The following is a 21654-nucleotide window of genomic DNA, read 5'->3' on the forward strand; positions in this document are numbered from 1 at the left end:
ATTGAAAGAGATACTAATTAATCATATCAGCGTTACTTATGGTGCGATTGGATTGACAGGCTTTTGGAACTTTTTTCAAGAAAATGCAAAATATGTCATTTTTGCAGGAGGGATTTATTTTGCAGGTAAAGAATGGCAAAAGAAGGCAACAGGTAAAATGATAATGATGATTGTTGTTGCAGCGGTTTTGTTTGTTCTCACACTAGACCCTCAAACGGTTTTACAACCAGTTGGTCAAAAACTATTTGAAATGATTGGTGCTAAATAAAAAGGAGTTAAGATTGTCAAAAGAAAATAAAAAAGGACTGAAATATTCTAATAAAAGTTCACTTTCTCAACCATTAAGAATCCAAAAACTTTTTGAAGGATGGTCGCTAGGTAAGGCTTGGCGGTTGTCCTTTTTTATTTACTTTGGATTGATTGGTTTTGCTTCGTGGAAACTTTTATTTTCAAAATTTACTGTTTTTCCTGTTGGTTTTCGATTAATGGTGCTAGGGATAATTTGCTATAAAAGTGCATTATTTATCTCTGAAATTCGTCCTGACGATAAGACACCACCTGCTTATTTTAAAGATATGATTGTCTTTTTATTTAACTTTGGATTTGCAGGTAAGAGCATACATAAGGGATGGATTCATCCATTAAGAAAAGGAAAAGAGGATTTAGAAGAAAAATGAAGAAAAAAGCAATATGGGAAAATCACGTATTATCGGTGCATGATAATTTAGTTTTAAAAGATGATGGCACAGTATTTGCAATGTTTGAAGTGCCTGCGTCTATTATCTCAATGATGGATAATAAAGGAAAAGAGGCACACAAACAAGCGACACAAGCAGTCATTACCAGTTTATACGAAAATTTAGGCTTTGAAATTTTAGTGAAGCCACTTTCAAAAGATTTACTGAAATCATATGAAGTATTATTAAAAGATTGCGACCCTAGAACTCGTGAATTTGGAGAGTATCTATTAGAGCAGTCTTATTCAGAATTAATGAATGAATTAGGAAACTTACATCATTATAAATTCTTTTTAACTGTTCCTTTGAGTGATTTCTCATTTTCAGGTGATTTAAGAAAAATGATGAAAGAAGGCTGGCAACGTTTCAGAAAATCTGTTGTAAATTTGATTCGTAGAGAATTAGAATTCAATCTTAATTGGTATGAATCCTATAAACAAACGGCTTCAGATTTAGAAATGAATTTAAATTTACTTCAGGCTCGCCCTTTGAAGAGAGAAGAAACGCTCCTTTATAATTCACTTAATTATTTACGTGGTATTGAAGTCAATAAAGATGAAGTGTTAGCTGATGTTAAAAATGCCATTGAAAATATGGATGATACAACGATAGATGTTCGCTCCGATGGACTATTAGAAATTCATCATCCACAAGGAAGTAGCCTATTAAAATTCTTACCATTGGCTGATTATCCAGAAGTGGTTAATAATATTCATCTTATCGAACACTTGCAAACTTTACCATTTCCAGTTGAATTTCGTATCAAGGCTCGATTTAGAAAAAATAAAGGGGCTTTAGGAATGGAAGCTACCGCAGAGAGAAATCGAGATAGAATTGGTACGGAACTTTCAGAAGCAGATGAAAAAGGAAATGTGACAAAATCTTCATCTGTTGGTGCGTATATGATTCTTGAAGATATTATTTCTGGGGTAGATAATGGGGAATATTTCCTAGACTTCTTACCTGTTTTTGCGATTACTGGTTCAACTCCTGAAGAAATTAATTATTATAAGAAGATGTTAATGACTGCCATGGAAGGTTTAGGAGTTAAAATTGTTCCTAGTCAATGGGATCAGCCTTATCTTTTTTATAAAATGCGTTCAACTGAAGAATTGACACGTTCAGACAGATATTGGGTTCAAAATATGAAAGTGTCTGCTTTTGTTGAAAACTTGTTTTTTGTCAGTCAAAAAGTGGGTTCAGATATTGGATTTTACTTTGGACGTGTTGACCATACCACTATAAATTGGGCAGGAAACTATGAAAAGGCAATTGCAAGTTCATCTACTCCGTTTTTCTGGAATATGTTTCAAGCCAATAAAGAAGATATTGAAGGGAAATTAGGAGATAGTCCTCATGTGGGTATTTTTGGTGATACAGGTTCAGGTAAATCTTTCTTCGCAAAACTTGCATTTGTTTATCATTCCATCTTAAAAGGGTTGAGCCTTTATATTGACCCTAAAGATGAGATGAAATCACAGTTTTTATATGTGAGGGATAAATTAGAATCTTATTTGCCAGAAATGGAAGAAAAAATAGCGGATTTAGTCGCTCTTATTGAAGATGATGAAATTTTGGAACGAAGAATTAGAAATCTAGAGTTTGCTTATCATAAGCCTTTGATTGATTATATTAATCATATTCATTTTGTCAGTCTAAATACAAAAGATAAAAAGAATATTGGGGCATTAGACCCTATTGTATTTTTGGAAAGTGAACAAGCAAAAGAACTTTCTACACAAGTTACTGAAGGGCTGATTGGTACAAAATTGACTGAAGATGATAGATTTGAAAACTCATTTAACTATCATTTACAACAAGTCATTGAAAGAAGAGCAAAAGGTGAAACTGTTGGATTGCTTAATGTTTTTAAAGAAATGGCAAAATCAAAAGAAGAACTTATTAAAGACCGTTCGGAAAATATCCTTTCAAAAATATCGGGTACAATGCTAGAACTTGTCTTTTCAGAAGGTAAAAATCCGTCAGTTAGTATGGACGACCACATCACCGTTTTAGGGGTTACAGGACTTAATCTAGCTAAATCTGGTGAAGTAAAAACAGCTCAAAATAAAATGTCAGATATTATCATGTATGCGTTAGGTGATTTTTGTCGATTCTTTGGTGCAAGAAATCGAGACCAAGAAACGGTTATTTTCCTTGATGAAGGTTGGTTCTTTAATACAACGGATATTGGAAAAGGTATTTTAATGCGGATGAAACGTGTTGGACGTTCGGAAAATAATTTCTTGGCTTTGATTACTCAAAGTGTAAAAGATGGTTCGTCTGATGAAGATGATACAGCTTTTGGAACAATTTTTGCTTTTAAAGAAACTGGAAATACAAAGGCAGTTCTTCAAGCATTTGGTTTACCTGATGATGACGAAGATGTGATAACTTGGTATGAAAATCAAACTAAAGGTCAAGCCCTTGCTAAAGACCCTTTCGGTCGGATTGGTCGTGTTGTAATTCATGGTCAAAATTCAGCATTGAATGAATGCTTTAAAACAACGTTTAGTGAAATGGAATCAGCAAAGGCGGTGGCATAGTGAAAAAGAAAATGTTGTTATTTGTAGGGCTATTAGCATTTTTTATGCCTTCAGCCCTGCATACTTTTGCGGATACAGGCTTTACTCCGCCCTCTACTCCTAATTTTTCAGTTTCAGGTGATAAGAATAGTTCTAAAAATGATTCAAAATATAACTCAAAGGATAATTCATCTTCTAATTCATCAATTAATGATGGCATAATAAAACCGCCAATTGGTGATGATTTAAATGATTATGGTTCAGATGATTCTCCAAGTAAAGTCATGACTGAAGCAGAAAGAAAAAAAGCAAGAGCAAATTTAGATAATTATACCTCTTATATGTATTTTGATGATGGAAAATTTCTGACAGGTTCAATGAATGCAGGAATGCAAACCTTTTTCATTCGTTCTCAATTTTTCGTTACAAAAACAATTTATCGTTTTGTAAATGCGGTTAATGAAAAGTTAAATAGTGATTCATTAATCACTCAATGGACAGCCCAATTGTTCGTGACGGTTCAAAATATTTATAATCAATTTTCCAACCCTCAACTTTATCCAATTATTGCGATAGCTGTTATTAGTAGTCTTTTATTTTACTGGTTTAAACGTCGCTTTTTTGAAGGGGTCAGAAAATTGGCGCTTGTGATGATACTGGTAGGTCTATTTATTAATGGTGGTCAAAAGTTAACTGAACAAGTTAATACTGCTTTAAATGATGTTACAACTACTTTGATGTCAACGGTTAAGGTAGCAGGTGTTTCTGCGAAAAATTCTAATGATTTAAAAACGACAATGGTTGAAGTTCCCTTTCTTTACCTTAATTTTGACAATGTGAAAATAAATGCGGATTGTTCATCTAATATCTCTGAAGATAATATTGTCAATCTCTTAACTTCAGGGGATGATAATGACAAGATAAAATCGATTCAATCTGATTTAAAAGATTCACATTTGACCTCGAAAAAAATGGGTGAAAAAGTATTAACTGCTCTAGCAAGTATTTTCAATGCGATATTAGTCGGTTTTATTTACCTAGCTTTTGCGATAATGGCTTTTGTAATGAGAATGTTTTTCTTAATTCTCTTACTTTTACTACCATTTGTGGGGATTCTTTCCTTATTTCCTGTCTTTGACGTAGTAATTTTAAGATGGGCAAAAGCAACAGGTGGGGCGCTTATTGTTTCTAATGTAGTCGTTATTGGTACAGCTTTAATTAGTGTTTTAGATAGTATTGTTTCTTCTACAGTAATGTCAATGATTGGGAGTGATTATTTCTTTATCACCCTTATAAAATTCATTGTATATATTATCCTATTTAAGAAACGTCAAAAAATTTTAGATATTTTCAAAGCAGGACATCTCAGTAATAGTGGTTTTGCAGGTCGTATGGATGGCTTACTTTCAAATGTTCGTAGAAAAGGCTCAAATATGATTAAAGCTCCACTTTTGGCAGGTTCTTCAGCAGGACTGGTCGCAGGTTTAACTGCTGGTCAAATGGCAACTGGTAAGGCGAAAGAAATAGCTAAACAAAGATTTACAGGTGGAACTGGTAGTTTGTGGCATGGTGGCTTGAATAAAAAAGCAGACCGTACTATGAATAAAACAGATAAAGCAAATCCTGATACTAAAAAAGGTCAAAAACTACAGGCTAAAGAAGAAAAAATCAAACAACGTTTGGAAAAACGCAAACAGAAATTTGAAAATCCTAATCTGTTAAAACGAAAAGTAGCTGACTATCGCAAACAGTATCAACAACGAAAAAATGCAACTAACCCAAATCTTGCTCAAAAAGTGGAACAAAAAAATAAAGAAAAGAAAGCTTCAATTCAAGCTCTTTATGATAAAAACAAAACACAACTTCAAGCGAGAGCAATTGAGCGTAGATTGCGTGAAGCTGTTCCTGATCAAGAAAAACCGAATCTATCAGAATTAGCTAAAAATAAGCAAAAAGCTTTAGCTAAAGAAAAGTTAGATGAAAGAGCAATGAAACAATCAGCAGGTAGAATGGCTGAAAGATTTGAAAAGGAAAAAGTCAGTCATAGTAGTTTTAAACGTAAACCAAACTATCCTTGGGATAATAATGATACCAATCAAAAACTTAACAATCCATTTGTGATTGATGAAAAATAGGGGGTGAAAATGGAAAAAGCAATTAAGCGGAAGGTTATATTAGTTAGCCTTCCTTTTTTGTTGCTTTTATTGCCAATATTAGCTTTCTTTTCATTATTTGTTGGTTCAAATTCTTCTTCAGATACAGATATTAATACTAATACACCACAGCAACAAACTGCCAAAGTGATTTGGGATAGAGTTCTAAAAGAAGGTGGAACGAAAGAAGGGGCGGCTGCTTTACTTGGTAATAATCAAGCAGAAAGTGAACTTCAACCTTCAATTATTCAATCTAATGCAACTTATAATGAAGCAAAAGCAATGGATACCACTTTAGGCGGTTATGCTTTCGGCTTGGCTCAATGGGATAGTGGCAGGCGAGTAAACTTGCTAAACTATGCGAAAAGTCAGAAAAAATCTTGGACAGATACTAATCTTCAAGTTGAGTTCATGTTTGAGCAAGACGGTACAGATTCAACGTTACTTAAACAATTAGTCAAAGGAACTAATGTTAAGCAAACGACTGAAGATATTATGCGAAAGTGGGAACGTGCAGGGGCGGTTGATAGCCTTCCAAAACGTCAAGGTTTTGCGGAATATTGGTACACGTTCATGACGACTGGTGGTGATAGTGGAACTGGTGGTGGTTCAGGAATTACTCCAGATATACCTTCTGGTTGGACTTTAGATAAACCAATTAATACAAGTGGTTATCTTGCGACAAGTTATGAGTATAAACAATGTACATGGTTCACATGGAATCGAGCCAAAGATTTCGGTATCACTTTTGGAATGTATATGGGAAATGGTGCTGATTGGCAACATCAAGCAGGATATACTGTAACGACAACTCCGACACTCCATAGTGCGGTTAGCTTTAGCGGTGGTCAAACAGTAGACGGTCAATGGAACGCAGACCCTGTTTACGGTCACGTGGCTTTTGTGGAAGGAATACATTCAGACGGTTCAGTCTTAATTTCACAGTCAGGAACTGGTTTTAGTGCGGTTTATACTTTCCAAGTGCTGACAAAAGCACAAGCCAGTCAATTACATTACGTGATAGGAAAATAAAAAATAGTCGAATAACGTTCGGTATTAGCCTAGTTTTCACGTTGAAAATTCCAGGGTTTTTAGAGTTATTTCCGAACAATGGAAAGGAGAGAGTATGACCGAACTTGAAGAAGTTAGAGCAAGTGGGAAAATGTCAGAAAGGGTATTAGAGAATAATTTTAGACACTTTGACCACAGACTGCGAGAAATAGAAGGAGAATTAAAACTCTACCCTTATGCGACTTTATCTGAAGTTATAGCATGGGCTGAACAACTAAAAATAGCAATTGGAAAAATTAAAGCAATACAAGAAAGTAGTATTATAAAATCTAAAAAAGAATGGGGAATCTTAGAAGAAAAAATGTTGGGTTATTTGCAGATAGACAAAGCGTTTATTCATGTATTTTCTGACCATGTTATTTTCCTTGTTCAATTGGAACAGCGGTATCGGCAAAGATTAAGTATTTTTGCGAACAATTTAGATAATAGTGTTCGCTATCTAAAAAGATATGCGGATGATTTAGAAAAGCAAGGATTTTCTATAACTGGAATACTTGCGGAAAGTAGAAATTTAAGTGATATGAACTGGTTGAGTATCTTAAATTATTAATTTAGAAAATTATGAGGGTATAAAAATGGAAACACCAAAAATTTATGTTGTAAATTTAAACAGTTATAACAATGGAAGAACAAGGGGTGAGTGGTATGAATTACCTGTTGATTTTTCAAGAATTAAATCAGACTTACTTTTAGATGTAGAGCATGGGGAAGAATATGCAATACATGACTTTGAAAATTTTTACGGTTATAAAGTAGGCGAGTATTCGTCAATTCAGGAACTTAATGAGTATGCGGAAAAATTAGAAGAAATTTCTGACATAGATCATTTAAAAGATTTTCTTGAAATTTATAGTATTGATGATATTATCAATAATAAAGATGATTTGGACTTTGTGGAAGCAGAAAATGATGAAGATTTAGCACAGGAATTAATTGAACAAATGGGTGGTTTAGAAGTTCTAAGTATAGAAACGTTACAAAGATATTTTAACTTTAGTGCTTATGGTCGAGATTTAGCGATTGGTGATTATTCAAAAACAAGTCATGGATATATTAGAGATATTTAAAGTTTAAGTAAAGAGCAAGAAAAAATTTGCTCTATTTTTTGTTGGAGGAAAAAATGGAAGAAAATTATAAAGATAAACGGGGAATTTCAGAATTATTTGATGTACCTATAAAAACACTTAATAATGATTTAACTGAAATGAGACGGACAGAATTTAATGTTTATATATTACGACCAAGTCATAAACGTGTTTATATAAATGTCCAGGGTTATAAATCTTTTCTTGAATATAAGCAAAAAATAAGAGAAAGTACAATTTAGAAAAAAGATAAAAGTAATATGCAGATATGATATAATATAAGTGCTGTATAGATTTCTTTTATCTTTGGTAAAAGGAGGAAATATGTTTTATAAGCAACTTGATAGTGGAAAATATAGATACTTTGAAAAATACTTTGATGAAAAGAGGAATAAATGGCGACAAGTAACGGTCACATTAAAATCAAAATCAAGGGTTGCTCAATCAGAAGCTAAAAATAGATTAGCAAGAAAAATAGAGCAATCAAAAAAAGTACCAACTGCTAACGAGATTCAGGAACAAATCGTTCAAAATAAGACGGTACAAGAAATTTATGAAGAATGGGTTGTAATTAGAAAACAAGATGTTAAGCCAGCAAGTTTTGTAGCGGAGCAAATTTCTTTAAAAGGATTTATCGAAAAATTTTCAAAATATAAAGTCTCAGAAGTGACGACCGCAGATATACAAGGTTATTTAATGGAATTAGATATTGCGAATTCAACAAGAAAAAATCGCAGAATTTACATTAGAATTTTGTTCAAGTATGCTGAAAACATCGGGTATATTGATTCAAATCCAGCTGACAAAGTAGTATTACCTAAAGTAAGGTTGGAAATTGAAACATTAGAACGAGCAAATGAAAAATTTTTAAGTAAAGAAGAAATGAGTTCTGTTTTGATATTTTGCAAATCTTATAAAAAAAATATAAGATACACTTTAGCTATGGAATTTATTTTCCTAACAGGATGTAGATTCGGTGAATTTGCTTCTATTCGTTATCAAGATGTTGATTTCAAAAATAAGTTACTAAGAATTGACCACACTTTAGAATATCGTGTTGCAAAATATGATGATCGAGTTATTCAAACACCTAAAACGGTAGGTTCGATTCGTACAATTAGTTTAAGTAATCGTTGCTTGGAAATTATTGATTATTTCCAAAAAAACTGTTTAGATGATAAGTTTGTTTTTGTAAATGCGGTTGGTGGAATTTTCAGACAACCTGTATTTTATAAGTTTATTTGTGATAATTGTCAAAAAGTATTAGGAAATGAAAGAAAATACGGTATCCATTTATTGAGACATTCTCATGTATCATTACTTGTGGAACTTGGAGTACCAATTAAAGCAATTATGGAACGAGTTGGTCATAGAGATGAGTCAATCACTCTGAGGATTTATTCTCATATAAGTGGTACAATTAAAAATGAAATTAGTCAAAAATTGAACCAAATTAATCTCTAAAATAACTAACCAAGAGACTAACCAAGAATTAACCAAAGCAAAAAGAATCATGAGGAAGATTAGGGAATATCAATTTTTGAAATTCTTCTAAAAACTATTGTTAGAGACTTTTGAGGAAGAATAAGGAAGTATAAATAAAAATATAATGGAAATTTTTGATACACATACACATCTAAATACTAGTGAATTTGAAGGGCGAATTCAAGATGAATTAGTCCAAGCTCAAACATTTGGAGTGACAAGAATTAATAATGTTGGAAGTAATTATGAATTAAATGATGCAGCACTTTTGTTGGCTGAGAAATTTGAAGAATGCTACGCAACAATTGGCTGGCATCCTGATGATGCTGCTGAATTTGATGACCAAGCTGAAAATTATTTACTGACCAAGCTGTCAGCAAAAAAAGTTATTGCTCTTGGAGAAATTGGTTTGGATTATCACTGGATGGTCCGTCCGAAAGAAGAACAAGAACGAGTTTTTAGAAGACAAATTCAGATTTCTAAGGAAATGGGTCTGCCTTTTCAAGTACATACACGTGATGCTCTTGATGATACTTATGAAATTATTAAATCAGAAGGCGTTGGTTCTGCTGGTGCGATTATGCATTCGTTTTCTGGGACAGCCGATGAGGCACTCAAATTTGTAGAGCTTGGAATGATGATTTCTTTTTCAGGTGTAGTCACTTTTAAGAAGGCTCTTGATGTTCAAGAGGCTGCGGCTACAGTTCCTTTGGATAAAATTTTAGTGGAAACTGATGCGCCTTATTTAACACCAATGCCATATCGTGGAAAAGAAAATAGACCAGCTTACACAAAATTTATTGTTGAGAAAATTGCTGAATTACGTGAAATTTCTGCTGATGAAGTGGCTAAAGCGACAACAGAAAATGCCTTGAGGATTTTTGGCTTGAAAAAATAAATTCGTATTTATTTTGATTTGGATAGGAGCTATTTTTATGAAAATTATGATTATTGGTAGTTCAGGAAGTGGTAAATCAACTTTTGCAAGAGAACTAGGAAAAATTACAAATTATCCTATTTTGCATTTAGATAAGGTTTTTCATAAATATCCAAGTGAAATTGCCAGAGAAAAGTTACGTGAGGCGACAAGAATTTTTATTTTCCAAAATGAAAATGTGATTATTGATGGAAATTACGGTTCAACTTTAGATGAGCGATTACCTTTTGCTGATGAAGTAATCTGGTTGAAGACGCCCCGTTTAAAAACAACGTTTCGGGTGATTAAGCGCTAGATTAAGAGTCGTGTTTTTGGTAAAAATCGTCCAGATATTGCTGAAGAGTTTAAAGAAAAATGGGACAAAGAATATCTGGATTTTTTAAAATTTGTTTGGACCTTTCCTGAAAAAGAGTTTCCACAGATTGAGCAAAAAATAAAAGAATTTAATGTTGAAAGTAAAGTGATTATCCTTAAAAATCGAAAAGATAAAGAGAAATATTTAGCAAATTATGGTAGAAAAGCAAAAAATTAATGAAGTAATTGTGGTAGAGGGACGAGATGACACAGCGAATCTTAAGCGTTATTTTGACTGTGAGACCTATGAAACAGGAGGCTCATCTATTGATGACAGAGATTTAGAACGACTAAAGAGGTTAGAAGATAAGCGAGGAATTATTGTTTTTACTGATCCAGATTTCCAAGGAGAAAGAATTCGTAAAATCATAATGCAAGCCGTTCCAAATGCTAAACATGCTTTTTTAAATCGCGATGAGGCAAGACCTAAAGGAAAAGGTTCTTTAGGAGTTGAGCATGCAAATTTTCAAGCACTGAATCAGGCTTTGGCAGAAGTATTTGGTGGAGAAAAAGGTACTGATGAATTTGGAAGTGCTAAAACGCAAGAACCATCCTCTGACAGAAGTTCTGTCAGTAAAAAAGAATTACTGACAGAACTGACACAAACTGATTTAATGAGCTTTGGCTTAGTTATGGCCGCTGACAGTAGAAAACGTCGAGAATTTCTTTGTGAGCAACTCAGAATTGGTTATGCGAATGGAAAACAAATTAAGAAACGACTTAACATGTTTAAAATTACAAAAGAACAAATTGAAAATGTAATGAAGAATTACTGACAGAAGATAAATGTCGCTGATAGAATAAATCAATGGTTTCTGTCAGTAAAATTTACTGACAGAAACTTAATATCAGTTTTAAAATACATAAAAAGTAAAAGAAAGAAAAAATGACAGAAAATAACATAGACCGCATTTCCAATATTATCCGTACTCAGGACATTTTACGTCGCCATGATTTTAATTTTAAGAAAAAATTTGGACAAAATTTCCTGACAGACCATAATATTCTGACAAAAATTACTCAAACCGCTGAACTTTCAAAAGAAGTAAATGTCATTGAAATTGGTCCAGGTATTGGTTCTTTGACCCAATATCTATTGGAAGAAGCAGCTGAAGTGATGGCTTTTGAAATTGACAAATCTTTGATTCCAATTTTAGAAGAAACGATGGCACCTTACGATAATTTTACCTTGGTTTCGGCAGATATTTTGAAAGTTGATTTACTTTCAGAAATTCAAAAATTTAAAAATCCAAATTTACCAATCAAAGTGGTTGCGAATTTACCTTATTACATCACAACACCGATTTTGATGCATTTGATTGAAAGCAAAATTCCATTTTCAGAATTTGTGGTGATGATGCAAAAAGAAGTGGCAGACCGAATTGCTGCAAGTCCTAAAACGAAAGCTTACGGCTCATTATCAATTGCTGTTCAATATTATATGGAAGCAAGTGTAGCCTTTATCGTACCTCGAACTGTCTTTATTCCAGCACCAAATGTTGATTCAGCTATTTTGAAAATGGTTCGTCGTGAAGCACCATTGGTTGAAGTAGAAGATGAAGAATGGTTCTTTAAAACGATGCACAGCAGTTTTGTTCATCGTCGTAAAACATTGATGAATAATTTACAAGCAGCTTTTGGTAAAGAAAGTAAACCTGAAATTGAAAAATTATTGGCACAAGCAGAAATATCGCCAACAATTCGTGGTGAAGCCTTATCTATTGAAGAATTTGCTAAATTAGCTGATGCTCTACTTCCACTTAAAAAATAAATTAAAAGGAAACGTTAACTCATGTTAGCGTTTTTGTGTTATCATGTAGGAAAACGAAGAAATATTTTAAAGTTTAATTCTTGATTTAAAGGAGAATAAAATGAGAATTGAAAAATTAAAAGCGAAAATGCTGACAGAAAACATTGATAGTTTATTGATTACTGACATGAAGAATATCTTTTATCTGACAGGATTTTCTGGAACTGCGGGCACAGTTTTTTTGACAGCAAAACGAAATATTTTTATGACAGATAGCCGTTATAGTGAAATGGCGCGTGGATTGATTAGTGATTTTGAAATTATCGAAACAAGAGATCCAATAAGTTTACTGACAGAGCTGTCAGTAAGTGAATCAATTAAAAATATAGCTTTTGAAGAAACAGTTGACTATGCTTTCTTTAAAAGACTTTCCGAAGCTACTCCAGAATTAGAACTTTTAGCTACAAGTAATTTTGTTTTGGAATTGCGCCAATTTAAAGATGACACAGAGATTGATTTGATAAAAAAAGCCTGTGCAATTGCTGACGAAGCGTTTATGTCAGTTTTAAAATTCATTGAGCCGGGCCGAACTGAAATTGAGGTTGCTAATTTTCTTGATTTCAAAATGCGTGATTTAGAGGCGAGCGGAATTTCTTTTGAAACCATCGTTGCCTCAGGGAAGAGAAGTAGCTTGCCTCATGGCGTTGCGACTAGTAAAATGATTCAATTTGGCGATCCAGTGACTATTGATTTTGGTTGCTATTATGGACATTATGCTAGCGATATGACCAGAACAATTTTCGTGGGTTCTGTAGACGACAAGATGCGAACAATTTATGAAACCGTTCGTAAGGCTAATGAAGCACTTATCAAAGAGGTCAAAGCAGGAATGACTTATGCTGAATATGATAAGGTTCCGCGTACAGTTATTGAAGAAGCCAATTTTGGTCAATATTTTACGCATGGAATTGGTCATGGACTAGGTTTAGATGTTCATGAAATTCCTTATTTTAATCAATCGATGACAGAGAATCATTTGAAATCTGGGATGGTCATTACAGATGAGCCAGGAATTTATATTCCTGAATTTGGTGGAGTTAGAATTGAAGATGACTTATTGGTGACAGAAAATGGCTGTGAAGTCTTAACGAAAGCCCCAAAAGAGCTTATCGTTATTTGAAAAAAGCAATAACTTGTGATAAAATAAGATGTTAAATCCTGTCATTTCACTTCTTTTGTGTACAGAAAAATTGCTTACAAAAGAAAATTGACAGAAGATCTAAATTTATAAATACTAGGAGAAACATAAACATGGTTTTAGCAAAAGACCTTAAATCAGGCATGACATTTTTGAATGGAGAAAAACTTCTCCGCGTTATGGAAGCAAGTCATCACAAACCAGGTAAAGGGAACACAATCATGCGTATGAAACTTAAAGACGTACGCTCAGGTTCAACTTTTGATGACACTTACCGTCCTGAAGATAAGTTTGAACAAGCTGTTATTGAAACTGTAACAGCACAATATCTCTACTCAATGGATGGTATTGCTAATTTCATGAACAATGAAACTTACGAACAATATGAAATTCCAGTAGAGCAAGTTAAAGATGAACTTCTTTATGTTCTTGAAAATACAGATGTTAAAATTCAATTCTACGGTACAGAAGTAATTGGTATTCAACTTCCAACAACAGTTGTTCTTGAAGTTACTGAAACACAACCATCTATTAAAGGTGCAACTGTAACAGGTTCTGGTAAACCAGCAACGATGGAAACTGGTCTTGTTGTTAACGTTCCTGATTTCGTTGAAGCTGGAACAAAACTTGAAATCAACACACAAACAGGTGAATACTTGAAACGTGCTTAATCAAGTACGATTACTGAAAAATCTACTGACAGCCTTTTGTCAGTAAATTTATGAAGTTTTAAGACTTCGTCAGTAAAGAAAATTCATTTTGTAGGTGAAATTTTTCCAATTGGAAAAATTTGCAAAGACAAAAGGAGAAATCAAAATGGCAGAAAAAACTGTACATTCTGAAGAACTTGGGGATATCGTCATTGCCCCTGAAGTTCTTGAAGTAATTATCGGTATTACAACAGCCAAAATCGATGGGGTACACGCCCTTCGTAACAAACGTTTTTCAGACCGTCTTGGTAAGAAAAATGAAGGCCGTGGTGTTTATATTGACTCAAAAGACGATAAAGTAGCTGTTGATATCTATGTGTATCTTACTTACGGTGTAAGCCTACCAACCGTTGCTACAAAAATCCAAAAAGAAGTGAAAGAAGCAGTTGCTCAAGCTACTGAGATTATTGTTGATGAAGTCAATATCCACGTTGTCGGGATAATGACTGAAAAACAACCAAAACCAGCGCTTGAAGACTTGTTTGATGAGGGATTTTTTGATGCCTAAGACGCTCACTCAACACCAGATTCGTCAACGAGCGGTCCAAGCTTTATTTTCTTACGCTGTCCAAAAAGAAATGGCAACTAACGTTGTTACTTCTTTCCGAGAAAATGTTGAAAAATTAGAAGAAGAACTTTCTCAAACGGTTCGTTTTGACGTTGATTTTCGTGATGAACGAATTACTGTTCGGAAATTTCCGAAAGGACTTTCTCAACCTTTAGAAGCCATTTATGAAATTTATGAAATTCTTGGGCTTAAAGATATCGAGAAAACAACTGTTGCTAAAGCTCTTGCTTTCATGCGAGATTTTGGTGGTTACGCTAAGAAAATGAATGAATATGAAGCAACAAATTTATTTGTTGGTGTCATGGCAAATTTGAAATTGATTCGTTTGTTCCAAATTGAACTTGATGAAGAACCTGTTGCGCCAAAAGTTCTAGAATTTTTCAAAAATCTTCCAGAAAATGCGACAGCTGAACAATCTCTTGAAACTTTCCAAAAAACCTTCTCATTCCTTCATGAAAATGTTCTTGAAAAATATACAAGTGATTTATTCACTCCAAGTACTTTAAAAGAAGAACTCGATGAACAATTAGCACAAGCAGAAAATAATGCTCAATCACAATTGTCAGAGCTTTTGAAAAATACAAAGCGCTTTGTTCTCAATTATGACAATGATCGTCCAGAAGATCTTGAAGCTCCTGAATACTTTACACAACTTGTTGATGGAGTTTTAGATAAAAAAGAAGATTTGGAAGCAAATGTTTCTAAATATTTGGCAAAAACTTGGTCATTTTCACGTTTGACTCTTGTTGAACAAGCAATCCTTCAAGTTTCTAGTTATGAAATATTATATACAGAAACGCCTGATGTTGTTGCGGTCAATGAAGCAGTTGAGCTTTCAAAAGACTTTAGTGATGAAAAATCAAGTCGATTCATCAATGGTGTATTAACCAACTTCTTAAAATAAAAACAATAAAAAGTTACTGATAATCTTGTCAGTAACTTTTTATTATTTTTATTGAAAAATGTTATCTTAAATTTAACTCATTTAACATTACTTATTAATTTTCTGAAAAATCACACTAAATATTGGTATATTTTTTTTAAAAGATATATAATAAAAGAAAACGTTTTCTTTTGCTGTTTTACACTATTTTTAAAGAATTAAGGAGTGGAAATGGTCACCAATAATTTTTCAATTGAACCCTACGGAGAAAAATCTTACCATACGGGGATAGCAGTTCCAGTTTTCTCACTAAGAACTGAAAACTCTAGTGGGGTAGGGCAATTTTCAGATTTGAAAGAGTTAGCCGATTTTGCCCGCCGTTCCGGGATGGACATCATTCAATTATTACCAATTAACGATACCAGTACTTTTATGGATTGGCGAGATTCATATCCTTATCGAGCCATTTCTGTTTTTGCCCTGCATCCAATTTATTTAGATATTCATATCTTTTGGGATTCTTACACAAAAATTCAACAAGAAAAGCTTCTCATCGCGGAATTAGAATTAAATGCTTTAGAAAAAATAGATTATGAAAAAGCATTATCCTTAAAATGGGAATATGCTGAGATTATTTATCAAAATTCAGCTCATAAATTTAAAGCAAACAAAGATTATCAGCAATTTTATCAGCAAAATGAGGATTGGTTAAAGGCCTATGCGGCATTTTCGTATTTAAGAGATGTCAATAAAAGTGCTAATTTTATGAATTGGGGAAAGTATGCCACTTATAGTGAAGATTTCTTTGAGAAGTTAAGTTCAGAAAGTAACCAATTAGACTTGTATGTTTTTGTGCAATACCTTTTGCATTATCAACTTTCAGAAGCTGTTGACTATTGTCATCAATTAGGAATTGCACTAAAAGGAGATATCGCAATTGGAATTGCTCATGATTCCGTAGACGCTTGGACTCATCCAGAACTTTTTCATCTTGATAAACAAGCTGGCGCTCCTCCTGATATTTTTGCTGTAAATGGACAAAATTGGGGCTTTCCAACCTACAATTGGAAAAAAATGGCCGAAGATGGTTATGCATGGTGGAAAAAAAGGTTAACAGCCATGTCTAATTATTTTGATGCTTATCGGCTGGACCATATTCTTGGTTTCTTTAGAATATGGCAGATGCCAGAGGATTCCGTAAGAGGTTTATTGGGCCAATTTTCACCAGCTATTGCCTTGTCAGCAGAAGAAATTGAAAATAACTATGGTATTCCATTAAGACAATGGGGCCTCGAGCGGTTTATTAATCCTTTCATCAAGGATTGGGTAATTGATGAAATTTTTGGCCGAGATAATCGAGATTGGATTATTCAAACATTTCTGGATTATATAGGTAATGGAAATTATACATTTCAAAATGAGTATAATAACCAGAAAAAAGTAGAAAAAGCTCAATTAGAAGATTGGGTGCGAGAAGGACTTTATAAATTACATGAAAATATAATATTATTAAAAGATGATGAGGATTCGGGAAAATATCATCCACGTATTTCTTTAATGCAAACAATTAGCTTTCGAGAATTTGGTGATGACTATAAAGGACGGCTTGAAAAACTTTATAATGACTATTTTTATGGAAGGAATTATGAATTTTGGAAAGAAAAAGCCTATGAAAAATTACCAGTTTTAAAAGATGCTACCAATATGTTAGCTTGTGGTGAAGATTTAGGAATGGTACCCGCCAATGTGCCAGATGTCATGAATCACCTTAATATTCTACGTTTGATAATTGAGAGAATGCCTTCAGATAACCGATTTGTCAGTCCTTTAAATGAAGTCCCCTATTTATCGGTCCTAACGACTTCAAGTCATGATACAAGTCCACTAAGAGCTTGGTGGGAAGAAAATCATCAGGAAATTCAACGTTACTACAATGAGGTCATGGGTTGGTATGGCGAAGCTCCTTATTATGCAAGTGCAGAAATTATCCAAGAGATAGTTAAAAGGCACTTAAACTCCAATGCGATGATGGTTATCTTACCTATTCAAGATTGGTTAGCAATGAGTGAACAATTGCGAAAAGAAGATGCACAATCCGAACAAATTAATATTCCAGCAAATCCATTCCATTACTGGAATTACCGATTGCATTGTCAGCTTGAAACGTTGATTGATAATCAGGATTGGACTGAATTTTTAAAGAAATTTATTAAAGAAACTAAAAGAGACTATTAAATTTCAAAGTAAATCATTTTGAATTAGAAAGTATAAATTATAAAATAATAATAAATATGTAAAAAAACAAAAATTTTGTGAAAAAAATGGAGGTTTCATTATGGCAATCGAAATGCTTGGTCTTATTCTTGCTGGTGGTCAAGGGACGCGTCTAGGTAAATTGACAAAAAATGTTGCAAAACCTGCTGTTCCTTTTGGAGGTCGTTATCGTATCATTGATTTTGCCTTATCAAATTGTGCAAATTCCAATGTAAAAAATGTCGGCGTCATTACTCAATACCAACCCTTAATTCTAAATGCTCATATTGGAAATGGAGCACCATGGGGCCTAAATGGAATTAATAGTGGAGTCACTATTCTCCAACCCTATTCTTCACAAGAAGGTTCCAAATGGTTTGAAGGAACCTCTCACGCTGTTTATCAAAATATTTCTTATATTGACCAGCAAAATCCAGAATATATTCTCATTCTCTCGGGAGACCATATTTATAAAATGGATTATGAAGCCATGTTAGAAAGCCACAAAGAACATGATGCCAGTTTAACAGTTTCGGTAATGGAAGTTCCTATTGAAGAAGCAAGCCGTTTTGGAATCATGAACACCGACGATAATGACCGAATTATTGAATTTGAAGAAAAACCTAAAGAACCAAAGTCAAATCTTGCTTCAATGGGAATCTATATTTTCAATTGGAAAAGGCTTCGCGAAGTTCTTGTGAATGGTTACTCGAAAGGAAATCCAATGGAAGATTTCGGTGGAGATGTTATCCCGGCTTATATTGAAGCTGGAGAAAATGTGTTTGCTTACCGCTTTAAAGGATATTGGAAAGACGTTGGAACCATTGATTCTCTTCATCAATCCAGCATGGAATTTCTTGATTTAAATAATGAACTAAATATTACAGATAAATCTTGGCGAATTTATTCACATAATGATATTTCGGCTCCACAATTTATCACAGAAAAATCGAATGTAAAAAATGCCCTTGTTGGTGATGGCTGTTACGTTGATGGAACAGTTGTTCATTCAATACTTTCACAGAATGTCCATGTTCAAGAAGGAACAGTGATTGAGGACAGTTTCATTATGTCTGGGACATTTATTGGGGAAAACGTTACAATCAAAAATGCAATCATTGGTGAAAATGCCAAAATTGGTGATAATGTAGAAATAATCGGTGAAAATGAAGTCGCAGTGATTGGTCACGGAGAAATTAAAGGAGAAAATAAAAATGAACAATAGTAATAAAATGGCAGCTATCCTCTCAAATATTTCTTCAAGCAAACACTTAAGCCCCTTAACAGAGGTTCGTCCAATTGCTACTCTTCCTTTTGATTGTAAATATCGTTTGATTGATTTTCCATTATCATCATTATCAAATGCCCATGTAGATAATATTTTTATGACTTTTAATGAGGGAGAAACACAATCTGTTTTTGACCATTTAGGATCAGGTGGCGAATGGGGCTTAGATGGCTTTAATAGTCGTTACTTTGTCTATATTCAGCAAGATTTTGACCGTTTAAGGGAACAAGGTAAAGATTATTTTGCTCAACAGTTAAATTTTCTGCGTAAATCTAAAGCACCATATACGGTTCTTTTAGGCAGTAAATTTATTTGTAATGTCGATTTAACGGCTGTTCTTAAAATACATAAATTGGCAGGTAAGGAAATAACCACAGTTTATAAAAAAGTTTCTCCAGATTTAGCAAGTGAATACGATACTATTCTTCGCTTTGATGAATCAGGGAAGATGAGTAACTGTTATGTTAATCAATTAGAAAATCCCCAAGAAAAAGAAGCCCTTTGCTTGAATCTTTTTATAGTGAACACAGATTGGTTGATTAATTTTATAAAAGAGATGCAAGATATGAGAGAATTGACCTCTATTGCCCGTCTCATTCGTGTTTATATGAAGAACTATGATGTGAATACTTATGAATACACAGGTTATATGAGTAATATCACTAATATTAAGTCATTTTATGATGCCAATATGGTCATGCTCGACCCCCAAAATTTTACCTCTCTTTTATATAGTAGCCAACCTGTTTATACTAAAATTAAAAATGAAGTTCCCACTTATTTTTCTGAGAATAGTAAAGTGGAGAATAGTCAATTAGGTTCTGGTTGTATTATCAATGGTAAAGTAAAAAATTCTCTCATCTCTCGTGGAGTGAAGATTCAAGATAATGCTTTAATTGAAGAATCATTAGTTTTTACCAATTCTGAAGTTAAAAGTGGCGCTCAAGTTAAATTTGCCATCATTGATAAAGGAGTGGTTGTCGAAAATAATGTCAAAATTATTGGTAGTTCAGAAAAACCAGTAGTGATTCCTAAAGGAACAGTTGTTACCGCAGATATCTTATAGAAGACAAATGACGCTGATAATATTTATCGGCGTTCTTAAATAAAATAAAAAAAAGAATTATATTTTAAAGAGGAAATGAAAGAGAGAAAAATGAAAGTTTTATTTGCATCAAGTGAATGTGCCCCCTTTTTTAAGACGGGAGGACTTGGAGATGTAGCTGGAGCACTGCCCAAAGAATTGGCTAAAAAAAGTAAGATAGATTCAGTTGCTGTGATTCTTCCCTATTTTAAGAATGAAATGAAAGAAGAGTATCGTTCACTTTTAAAAGATGAATTTTATGATTATGTTGATGTTGGTTGGCGACACGAATATGTTGGAGTTAAAAGTCTAGAAAAAGAGGGTGTAAAGTATTATTTTCTAGATAATGAACATTATTTTGGTAGAGGACAACTCTATGGTTATGGCGATGATGGAGAGCGCTTTGCTTTTTTTGACTTGGCCCTTTGCCAACTCTTAGAAAAGTTAGATTTCATTCCAGATGTTTTGCATGTCAATGATTGGCAGACTGCAATGGTTCCTTTTTTACTTAAGGAAAAATACAACTGGATTAAGGCCTATGAAAAAATTAAAACAGTACTGACCATTCATAATATTGAATTTCAAGGCTTGATGCATGGAGATGCTTTAAGTGAGCTTTTTGGTATGGGAATGGAACGCTATTTTGAAGGAGTGGTCCGTCATAATGGTATGCTAAATATGTTAAAAACAGGAATTTTATATGCGGATCGAGTTAATACAGTTTCGCCAACTTACGCTAAGGAAATACAGACCTCAGAATTTGGTTGTGGTTTAGAATCGATTTTACAATATGTAGCTGGAAAAGTTTCTGGAATTTTAAATGGGATAGATTATGATATCTATAATCCCGAAAATGATAAATTAATTCCTTACCATTTCAGCAAGGGAGAACTTTCTGGGAAAGGGAAAATGAAATCCGAACTCCAAAAGCGAACAGGATTACCATTGAATCCAAATGTTCCGTTGATTGGAATGGTCTCCCGTTTAACGAATCAAAAAGGATTTGATTTAGTGTTGAGTCAGTTGGAAAATGTGTTGGAAGAAAATGTGCAAATTGTCCTATTAGGAACAGGTTTCCCTGAAATTGAAGAAGGTTTTAGATATTTTTCTCAAAAATATCCAGATAAGTTGTCAGCAAATATTGCATTTGACCTTCAATTTGCACAGGAAATTTATGCTGGTTCTGATTTCTTCTTGATGCCATCTGCTTTTGAACCTTGTGGCCTATCACAGATGATTGCAATGAGATATGGAACTTTACCAATCGTTCATGAAATTGGTGGTTTGAAAGATACTGTGATTCCATTTAATCCTATTAGCAAAGAAGGAACAGGATTTGGTTTTGTTGATTTTGAAGGACAGATTTTATTGGAGACGATTAATCGTGCACTTGAAGTTTATGGAAAAGAACCAGAAGTCTTAAATAAAATGGTTTTATCAGCAATGAGTAAAGATTTTTCTTGGGGAACGAAGGCTCAACAATACATTGAACTCTATCAGGAATTATAAATTGTCGCAATCGATTGCGCTTGTGATTAAATTGTGGTAGAATTCATTTTAAAATAAAAGATGT

The 21654-nt window shown here is 33.5% G+C and carries 21 protein-coding genes; all 21 read left to right on the forward strand.

The window, feature by feature from the left end; genetic code table 11:
• Window position 1 precedes the first annotated feature (1 nt).
• The 21 genes from QJV49_RS11085 to glgA all read left to right on the forward strand — a co-directional run bounded on the left by QJV49_RS11085 (window position 2) and on the right by glgA (window position 21590).
• Window positions 2-268 carry a TcpD family membrane protein gene (locus tag QJV49_RS11085; RefSeq protein ID WP_032398603.1) on the forward strand — a complete coding sequence of 89 codons (267 nt, stop codon included), beginning with the start codon at window positions 2-4 and terminating at the stop codon, window positions 266-268.
• A 13-nt stretch (window positions 269-281) separates the two neighbouring features.
• A complete protein-coding gene (locus QJV49_RS11090) occupies window positions 282-677 on the forward strand; it encodes a TcpE family conjugal transfer membrane protein (RefSeq protein ID WP_225511637.1) in 396 nt (131 codons plus the stop codon).
• On the forward strand, window positions 674-3283 hold the full coding sequence (locus QJV49_RS11095) for an ATP-binding protein (protein WP_225511638.1): 2610 nt from the start codon (window positions 674-676) through the stop codon (window positions 3281-3283). Before QJV49_RS11090 ends, QJV49_RS11095 begins: the two co-directional genes overlap by 4 nt.
• Window positions 3283-5397, forward strand: a complete 2115-nt coding sequence (locus tag QJV49_RS11100) for a metal-dependent phosphohydrolase (protein ID WP_225511639.1) — start codon at window positions 3283-3285, stop codon at window positions 5395-5397. The genes QJV49_RS11095 and QJV49_RS11100 overlap by 1 nt, the downstream gene beginning before the upstream one ends.
• 9 nt (window positions 5398-5406) lie before the next feature.
• Complete coding sequence (locus QJV49_RS11105) at window positions 5407-6447, forward strand: phage tail tip lysozyme (RefSeq protein ID WP_225511640.1); 1041 nt, start codon at window positions 5407-5409, stop codon at window positions 6445-6447.
• 94 nt (window positions 6448-6541) lie between these two features.
• Window positions 6542-7036 (forward strand): hypothetical protein, encoded by a 495-nt coding sequence (locus tag QJV49_RS11110; RefSeq protein WP_032398942.1) that lies wholly within the window; start codon window positions 6542-6544, stop codon window positions 7034-7036.
• A 25-nt stretch (window positions 7037-7061) separates the two neighbouring features.
• On the forward strand, window positions 7062-7553 hold the full coding sequence (locus tag QJV49_RS11115) for an antirestriction protein ArdA (protein ID WP_032398943.1): 492 nt from the start codon (window positions 7062-7064) through the stop codon (window positions 7551-7553).
• 53 nt (window positions 7554-7606) lie between these two features.
• Window positions 7607-7813, forward strand: a complete 207-nt coding sequence (xis, locus tag QJV49_RS11120; RefSeq protein WP_014570451.1) for an excisionase Xis — start codon at window positions 7607-7609, stop codon at window positions 7811-7813.
• Between the two features lie 82 nt (window positions 7814-7895).
• The gene (locus tag QJV49_RS11125; protein WP_032398944.1) at window positions 7896-9035 is read left to right on the forward strand and encodes a site-specific integrase; all 1140 of its coding nucleotides are present in this window, start codon (window positions 7896-7898) and stop codon (window positions 9033-9035) included.
• A 145-nt stretch (window positions 9036-9180) separates the two neighbouring features.
• The gene (locus QJV49_RS11130) at window positions 9181-9954 is read left to right on the forward strand and encodes a TatD family hydrolase (RefSeq protein ID WP_058211536.1); all 774 of its coding nucleotides are present in this window, start codon (window positions 9181-9183) and stop codon (window positions 9952-9954) included.
• Between the two features lie 37 nt (window positions 9955-9991).
• The gene (locus QJV49_RS11135; protein ID WP_225511641.1) at window positions 9992-10288 is read left to right on the forward strand and encodes a hypothetical protein; all 297 of its coding nucleotides are present in this window, start codon (window positions 9992-9994) and stop codon (window positions 10286-10288) included.
• Window positions 10289-10502: 214 nt separating this feature from the next.
• Window positions 10503-11123: a ribonuclease M5 gene (rnmV, locus tag QJV49_RS11140; protein WP_225511642.1), complete on the forward strand. Its 621-nt coding sequence runs from the start codon at window positions 10503-10505 to the stop codon at window positions 11121-11123.
• Window positions 11124-11233: 110 nt separating this feature from the next.
• Entirely contained in the window at window positions 11234-12118 is an 885-nt protein-coding gene (gene rsmA, locus QJV49_RS11145) for a 16S rRNA (adenine(1518)-N(6)/adenine(1519)-N(6))-dimethyltransferase RsmA (protein ID WP_003129621.1), read from the forward strand.
• Window positions 12119-12218: 100 nt separating this feature from the next.
• The gene (locus QJV49_RS11150) at window positions 12219-13277 is read left to right on the forward strand and encodes an aminopeptidase P family protein (protein WP_225511643.1); all 1059 of its coding nucleotides are present in this window, start codon (window positions 12219-12221) and stop codon (window positions 13275-13277) included.
• Window positions 13278-13408: 131 nt separating this feature from the next.
• Window positions 13409-13966 carry an elongation factor P gene (gene efp, locus QJV49_RS11155; protein ID WP_003129623.1) on the forward strand — a complete coding sequence of 186 codons (558 nt, stop codon included), beginning with the start codon at window positions 13409-13411 and terminating at the stop codon, window positions 13964-13966.
• Between the two features lie 145 nt (window positions 13967-14111).
• Window positions 14112-14513 carry an Asp23/Gls24 family envelope stress response protein gene (locus QJV49_RS11160; protein ID WP_029343570.1) on the forward strand — a complete coding sequence of 134 codons (402 nt, stop codon included), beginning with the start codon at window positions 14112-14114 and terminating at the stop codon, window positions 14511-14513.
• Entirely contained in the window at window positions 14506-15477 is a 972-nt protein-coding gene (gene nusB / locus QJV49_RS11165) for a transcription antitermination factor NusB (RefSeq protein ID WP_225511644.1), read from the forward strand. Before QJV49_RS11160 ends, nusB begins: the two co-directional genes overlap by 8 nt.
• Before the next feature lie 210 nt (window positions 15478-15687).
• On the forward strand, window positions 15688-17691 hold the full coding sequence (locus QJV49_RS11170; protein WP_225511645.1) for a 4-alpha-glucanotransferase: 2004 nt from the start codon (window positions 15688-15690) through the stop codon (window positions 17689-17691).
• 100 nt (window positions 17692-17791) lie between these two features.
• Window positions 17792-18934, forward strand: a complete 1143-nt coding sequence (locus tag QJV49_RS11175; protein ID WP_225511646.1) for a glucose-1-phosphate adenylyltransferase — start codon at window positions 17792-17794, stop codon at window positions 18932-18934.
• Entirely contained in the window at window positions 18924-20063 is a 1140-nt protein-coding gene (glgD, locus tag QJV49_RS11180; protein WP_225511647.1) for a glucose-1-phosphate adenylyltransferase subunit GlgD, read from the forward strand. Before QJV49_RS11175 ends, glgD begins: the two co-directional genes overlap by 11 nt.
• 90 nt (window positions 20064-20153) lie before the next feature.
• Window positions 20154-21590 carry a glycogen synthase GlgA gene (glgA, locus tag QJV49_RS11185; RefSeq protein WP_225511648.1) on the forward strand — a complete coding sequence of 479 codons (1437 nt, stop codon included), beginning with the start codon at window positions 20154-20156 and terminating at the stop codon, window positions 21588-21590.
• The last annotated feature ends 64 nt before the right edge of the window (window positions 21591-21654 follow it).

The organism is Lactococcus sp. NH2-7C (assembly GCF_029953655.1).
Lineage (GTDB): Bacteria > Bacillota > Bacilli > Lactobacillales > Streptococcaceae > Lactococcus > Lactococcus lactis.